We start from the raw sequence: 6,567 nt of genomic DNA, 5'->3' as shown, positions 1-6,567 counted from the left end.
GTTAAGTGGTGGTCAAAGACAAAGAGCATATATTGCAATGGTTATAGCTCAAGGCACTGAATATATATTCTTAGATGTATTACAACTGCCCCAAATTTTCTTTTGTTCTTTAACTTTTACTAAGTTTGGCTCAATTTTTCTAAAATCATCACTTTTGCTTCTTAAATAATCAATTCTATCCATTATTATCTCTTCACTTCTCAGTTTATACCACTTTTTTAGACTTTCTTTTAGATGATCTTTTTCCCAATTATTTGTTCTAATTTCTATATTGTCGCCTTTTAACTCTATATAGTTATAGTTTTTATTATTTTTATTTTGTAAATTCATATCTTTTAATATTTTAAGTTTATATTGTTTGCCCATATAATAATATATTTCATCATCTTCATAATCTCTTTTTATAATAGTGTCATCAAAATGTTTAAATTTATTTAATTTAGATAGTATCCACTTTGAATTATCTTGTAGTACTTTTTTTAATAAATCTGAAGAAACTTTATGTGGTGCTATTATTTGTATATTTTCTTTTGGACTTACTTTTAAAGATATGTTTTTTCTTTTTCTATATATAATATCAACAGCCAACTCTCGCCCTTCATAATTAAAGCTTATTTTGTTCATCTTTTCACCTCATTTTTTACATACATATATATCAATTACACTTATCCATAATTTATAATGCTTATCTATAATTTATAAATTATTATAATATTCTAAATTATAAATATAATTTTCTCTGTATTATAAAAATCCCTTCTAGATACTAGAGGGGATTTTTATATGATTTTATTTAATTATTTCTATTATATTTAGCCTATTCCTCCTAAAAGAATACCAGCTATAAGTACAAATACTGTTAAAAATACAAATACATATTTAGCACTTATTTCAAACAATTTTCCTAATTTTTTCTCTGAGCCACATTCTATTTCTGATTTTGCTTTTTTAATTCCTATAACCCAGAAGAACATAACACCTGATATAAATGCACCTAGTGGAATTATATAAATTGATACGAAGTCCATTAACATTCCTAATGCATCTCCATCTTCAGCAAATAATCCTAATAAGAATGCTGCTATCACTACTATTGCAACTGAAACTTTTCTATTTAATTTAAATGTACTTTGTACTGCTTCTATTGGTACTTCTAATAAATTCATTAAAGAAGTTATTGAGGCGAATAAAACAGATACAAAGAATATTATTCCGAAAAGTCTACCAAACGGCATTAATTTAAATACTGATGGTATTGTTATAAATAACAGTGGTGGTCCTGATGCTGGGTCTAAATTAAATGCAAAAACAGCTGGTATTATAACTAACCCTGCTAAAAATGCACCTAAAGTATCAAATATTACTGTATTTTTTGCACTAGATATAATATCTACATCTCTTTTTAGATAACTTCCATAAACTATCATCCCAGATCCCGCTAGAGAAAGTGAGAAAAATGCCTGTCCTAATGCATAAATCCATGTTTTAGGTTCTGCTAAAGAAGCCCAATCTGGCACAACTAAATATTTAAGTCCATCAATCGCTCCATCTAACATAAATACTCTTACCATAACTATTATAAATAATATATAAAATGCCGGCATCATTATCTTATTCATTATCTCGATACCTTTTGCTACACCTGAAACAAGTATTATAGATACTATAATAAGAGCAATTATATGCCATATTATACTACCAAAAGGTCCTGCTATTTCTCCAAAATAAAGGGCGCTATCTGAAGATGCCATTGCACTTCCAGTTATAAATCCAACTAAGAATCTTAAAAACCATCCTACAACAACTGCATATCCAACAGCTATTCCAAATGCTCCTAAAACTGGTATTGCACCTAGAATCCCACCCCATTTTTTATTTTTTGTTTCTAATGCTTTTTTAAACGATCCTATTGGACCTGTTTGTGTCATTCTACCAAAAGCGAACTCCCCCATAAGACCTGTATATCCTAACAGGATGATAAATATTAGATAAGGAATTAAAAACGCAGCTCCACCAAATTGACCTACTCTATAAGGAAATAGCCATATATTTCCCATCCCTACTGCAGAACCTATACAAGCAAGTATAAATCCCGTCTTCGATGTAAAACTGTCGCGCGTTTCATTATTCGTTTGTTTTTCATTGTTTGACATTAACTATCCTCCCTTTGATAAATATTTATTTATATTCTTTACTCAGCAAAATATATAATAAACATATTCTATCATAATAATAAGTATAGCTCTATATAAAATAATTTAAAAACGCCCCACTAAATTATAAGAGGGACGTTTTTATTATTTTATTAAAATATAGGAGATGGCAATTTAATTTACATCTTGCTTTTTTATTTTAAAGTAATAGTATGTTGTCGCGATAATACTTCCAACTAGACAGTCAAGTATATCAAACATAGTATCTGTAAGACCTCCTGCTTGACAGTCAAATCCTAAATACTTATCAAGCCCAAATTCAATAAGCTCCCATATACTTGCAACACCCATACTAAACATAAACATATATATAACAAAGAATAATCTCTTTCTACGTGTATTTGTTTCATTTTGGCTAAAATAAAATATTATTTTTGCTGCCATACATCCAATAAAACCAGATGTTATATGCAAAACATCGTCAAAATGATTAAATCGATAGAAATCAAAACAAGTACCGCCGATTATTGCTATTGGTATAAAAATAATTAAGGTCGTTACAAGTAAATTTCCAAATAGATGATTATACTTTTTATTTAGTATAACTAAAATTATAATTCCGATTAAGCTTAAAATTGATAAAATAATTGATCGAAAATCTCTTACTGTAACAAAATATCCTATGCATAAAGCATAGATTAAATATATTATCATGTGAATTATATTAAATATATTTTGCTTTTTCATAGTAAAATATCTCCTTAGCATGCTTATTATATATAGTATTTGGTTAATATTAAATATTATTCAAATTATTTTATTTTCTATATTTTAACTAAAAAACATCTCTAAGTATTTATGATATAGAGATGTTTTTTAATTTATTTAATAATTTATATTCTATTTTTCTGATTTTAATGCCCCATAGAAATAAGATGCTGTAGCGCCTCCATCTATTAAAAAGTCACTTCCTGTTATAAATGCACCCTTAGGACTCATCAATAATTCGGCTACATTTGCCACTTCGTCTGCAGTTGCCGGTCTTCTCGCTGGGCATTTTGCAAACATATTTTTATAAAAATCGCCTCTTGGACCGTTGAATTCGTCTATTGCTAAAGGTGTAACAACTATTCCAGATGAGATAGAGTTTATTCTTGCTCCTTTTTCTCCCCATTTTACAGCACAACCCATTACACGTTTTACATTGCAACGTTTTGCAAAACGTTTTGCAAGTTGATATGCATGTAGAGTATCTTTTATATTTTTAATTTGTAAAACTTCTAAATCTAAAAGTTCTTCTGTTGGTGTTGTCGCTAGTTGATTGTCAATTTCTGCTCCTAAATCTTTCATTCTATATCCTGATTGGCTAGATATCGTTACTCCAACTCCACCTTCTTTTATCACTTTACCTACTTCTTCTAATAATACTGCTGTTCCATAAAGGTCTACTTTTAAAATAGTCTCTATAGATACTTGGCTTGGAGAAACTCCCGCTCCATTTATAAGCATTGCAATTTCACCATATTTTTTAGCTTCTTCTATCATCTCTAAAATAGACTATATTTAAAGATCCCCTTTAAGACCTATTTCTTCTGCAACTTCGCGCATACCTAAAATAGTCTCTTCTATAACTTCATTTAATTCTTTTCCTAACATCTTACATCCATTTTCGATTACTTCTCTGTTTACCCCTGCTGCAAATCCTTTTGATTTATATTTCTTTTTAACAGATTTAAGTGTTATATCTAATACACTTTTTGATGGTCTCATTATAGCAGCCGCTGTTATAAGACCTGTCAATTCATCTACTGTATATAAAACTTTTTCCATATCTGTTTCTGGTTTTACATCGTTTACAAGACCATATCCATGGCTTATTATTGCACGAATTACTTCTTCGTCTATACCTTTATCTTGTAGTATTTCTATAGTTTTTTTGCAGTGTTCTTCTGGATATAATTCATAATCGACATCGTGAAGTAGTCCTACTACTCCCCATTCATCAGGATTGCCACCATATAAGTTGGCGAAATGTCTCATTACCCCTTCTACAGTCAATCCATGTTTTATTAGATGTTCATCTTTGTTGTATTCAGTGAAAATTTCCCATGCTTCTTCCCTTGTTGGATACATTTTATTACCTCCCAGTTATATTATTTATTAAATCATATAATTCTTATTATAATAATAGGAAAACAAAGCCATGCTTTGTAAACTTTTTCCTATTTAGATTTATTAAATAAATTATATTACTTATTTACATTTTTATCAATAAATACTGCTTTTTACTATAAAATCAATATTTATATATTGTATCCATAAAATTATATATAATACATACTAAAATTCACTTCGTTTATATCGCCAACGACTTCGTTCGTTGCTTAAAGTTGGGCGTGGGCGACTTCATCCTTTGCTCAGAGTTTAGCGTCAATGATTTCATACGTTACTCAGAATTCAGCGCGGGAGGCTTCATCCATTGAATTAAATTCACGTTATTTATAATAATGTCAACTAAAAAAAGACATACTCCCTATGTAATTTGTCAGTATGTCTTTTTTATATTTATCTTAATTTCTTTCTATAGTAGTATCGTCTTTTAATTTTTCTATATGTTGTAGATATTTTTCTGCAAGTATTCTATTTACAATATCTTCTCTACAATCTTCTAATGATTTTTGTTTTGTCTTTTTATCTGTCACCTTTACTATTTCATAGCCATAAGGTGTTTCAAATACATCTGATACTTGACCTTTATCCAGACTAAATACTTTTTTTGTAAATTCAGGATTTTTATCTTCCTTTGTAAAATAACCTAGATATCCGCCATTTTTACCAGTACTTTTATCATCCGAATTCTCTTTTGCTAGTTTTTCAAAATCCTTCCCAGATTTTATTTTCTCTGCTATTTTATTAGCTTTTGATTTTAATTTATCTTTTTCAGAATCGCTTACTTGTTTATTTTCATCATCTAAAGTCGAAACTAATATATGATAAGCTTCTATTGATTCTTCTTTAAAGTCTGATTTATTTTTGTTGTAATAAGTTTCTATTTCTTTATCTGTAACTTTTAAATCTTCTTCATACTTCTCTTTATATTTATTTATTACTAAATCTTTTTTTATAGTTTCTTTCAAATATGCTTCGTCTATATTAGCTTTTTCTAGTGATTTTTTATAATCAGCATTTGCATCTAACATAGTTTTAATTTGATTGTATTTTTGCTCTACATCATTTTCATCTACTTTTATGCCTTCGCTTTGAGCCTTTTGGTATACAACTTCGTTATCTATCATATAGTCTATTACTTTACTTGTTATTTCTTTATTATCTTTTGAGCTTTTAAAATCAGAAAGATAATTTGCATCTGTGTAGTTTGAAGTGGCTGTCAATATCGACTCAACCCTCTCTACATCTTGATTTGAAAATTCAATATCACCTACTTTAAATGCATTTTTACTGGAACATCCTATCATAGATAGGCATAATAAACTTACTAATCCTAAATATAGCGTTTTTTTCAATTTATCCACCTACCTCTAACCTTGACTTCCTAATTTTTCATTCCAATAATTTTGCTCTTCTTGTGTTTGAGTTATTGGAACTATTTCATATCCTTGTGATTTTAAATACTTGATTATCTGATCTAATACAGCAACAGTTTGTTTTCTTTCATGAATAAGGATTACTATCTCATTTCCCTTTGCATTTTGTTTTATACTTTGAACAATTTGTGGTGATGTAGACTTCCAATCTTCAGTGTCTAAAGTCCAGTCCCATATTTTGTATCCAGCATTTACTATGTTGTCATATGATGCTTGTGAAGTATATGGCTTACTTCCAAATGGCAGCCTTATAAGATTTGATGTCTCTCCTGTTATTTTTTCAAAAGTCTTTTGACAAGTATCAAATTCTTTTTTGGCAGACATAGGAGTTTTATACAACTTGTGTATATCGTGACTTACACTGTGAAATCCTATACTATTTCCAGCTTCTAATGCATTTTTAACTTGATTTGGATAAGATTTCATATTCCCATCTATCATGAAAAATGTAGCTTTTACATTATTATCTTTTAGTATTTTTACCATTTCATCAGTATATTGAGACGGTCCATCATCTATAGTTAGGTAAGCTATCTTCCCATAGGTTTTTGTTGGGCCCTTGTTTATTTCTTGTGATGAATTGTAAATCATATCTGATAATGTTGTAGATGCTAGTGTTGCATTTATATTATTTTCATCTTCACTTGTTTTTTTATTACTACACCCTGTCAGCGAAAATAAAGACAATGCAACTAAAATGATTACTGTCAGCTTATTTTTTAATCTCAAGATAATCCCCCCTTATAATTTTTTTATAATATTTATTATTCTCATTTTCCTATATTTAATTTCTATAATCAATGCTGAAT

At 28.7% G+C, this 6,567-nt stretch carries 6 protein-coding genes and 2 pseudogenes; 1 reads left to right on the top strand and 7 read right to left on the bottom strand.

Annotated elements, in window-relative coordinates:
- Positions 1–76: pseudogene (locus tag I4U58_RS11940) on the top strand (iron ABC transporter ATP-binding protein); the annotation flags it as partial.
- On the opposite strand, the gene I4U58_RS11935 reads toward I4U58_RS11940, so the two are convergent.
- The 7 genes and pseudogenes from I4U58_RS11935 to I4U58_RS11905 all read right to left on the bottom strand — a co-directional run bounded on the left by I4U58_RS11935 (position 49) and on the right by I4U58_RS11905 (position 6,487).
- On the bottom strand, positions 49–624 hold the full coding sequence (locus I4U58_RS11935; RefSeq protein ID WP_195931568.1) for a YgjP-like metallopeptidase domain-containing protein: 576 nt from the start codon (positions 622–624) through the stop codon (positions 49–51). The pseudogene I4U58_RS11940 and the gene I4U58_RS11935 sit on opposite strands and share 28 nt — an antisense overlap.
- Before the next feature lie 188 nt (positions 625–812).
- Positions 813–2,153, bottom strand: a complete 1,341-nt coding sequence (locus I4U58_RS11930) for a sodium-dependent transporter (protein ID WP_195931567.1) — start codon at positions 2,151–2,153, stop codon at positions 813–815.
- Positions 2,154–2,327: 174 nt separating this feature from the next.
- Positions 2,328–2,900, bottom strand: coding sequence for a hypothetical protein (locus tag I4U58_RS11925; protein ID WP_195931566.1), 573 nt, complete (start codon positions 2,898–2,900; stop codon positions 2,328–2,330).
- Positions 2,901–3,053: 153 nt separating this feature from the next.
- Positions 3,054–3,710, bottom strand: a pseudogene (locus tag I4U58_RS11920) (SDR family oxidoreductase); the annotation flags it as partial.
- A gap of 6 nt (positions 3,711–3,716) precedes the next feature.
- On the bottom strand, positions 3,717–4,286 hold the full coding sequence (locus I4U58_RS11915; RefSeq protein ID WP_195931565.1) for an HDIG domain-containing metalloprotein: 570 nt from the start codon (positions 4,284–4,286) through the stop codon (positions 3,717–3,719).
- 437 nt (positions 4,287–4,723) lie between these two features.
- Entirely contained in the window at positions 4,724–5,677 is a 954-nt protein-coding gene (locus I4U58_RS11910; RefSeq protein WP_243269624.1) for a peptidylprolyl isomerase, read from the bottom strand.
- A 15-nt stretch (positions 5,678–5,692) separates the two neighbouring features.
- Positions 5,693–6,487, bottom strand: a complete 795-nt coding sequence (locus I4U58_RS11905; protein WP_243269623.1) for a polysaccharide deacetylase family protein — start codon at positions 6,485–6,487, stop codon at positions 5,693–5,695.
- Between the last annotated feature and the right edge of the window lie 80 nt (positions 6,488–6,567).

Origin of the sequence: Clostridium sp. 1001270J_160509_D11, from assembly GCF_015667935.1 — a bacterium.
Lineage (GTDB): Bacteria > Bacillota > Clostridia > Peptostreptococcales > Peptostreptococcaceae > Intestinibacter.
The sequence above is the reverse complement of the archived record's forward strand: the minus strand, read 5'-3'. Positions and strand labels throughout refer to the sequence as shown.

Bases quoted from the DNA above. Each gene is read 5' to 3' on its own strand.
- I4U58_RS11930 (WP_195931567.1), bottom strand. From the start codon at position 2,153: ATGTCAAACAATGAAAAACAAACGAATAATGAAACGCGCGACAGTTTT.
- I4U58_RS11925 (WP_195931566.1), bottom strand. From the start codon at position 2,900: ATGAAAAAGCAAAATATATTTAATATAATTCACATGATAATATATTTA.
- I4U58_RS11935 (WP_195931568.1), bottom strand. From the start codon at position 624: ATGAACAAAATAAGCTTTAATTATGAAGGGCGAGAGTTGGCTGTTGAT.
- I4U58_RS11915 (WP_195931565.1), bottom strand. From the start codon at position 4,286: ATGTATCCAACAAGGGAAGAAGCATGGGAAATTTTCACTGAATACAAC.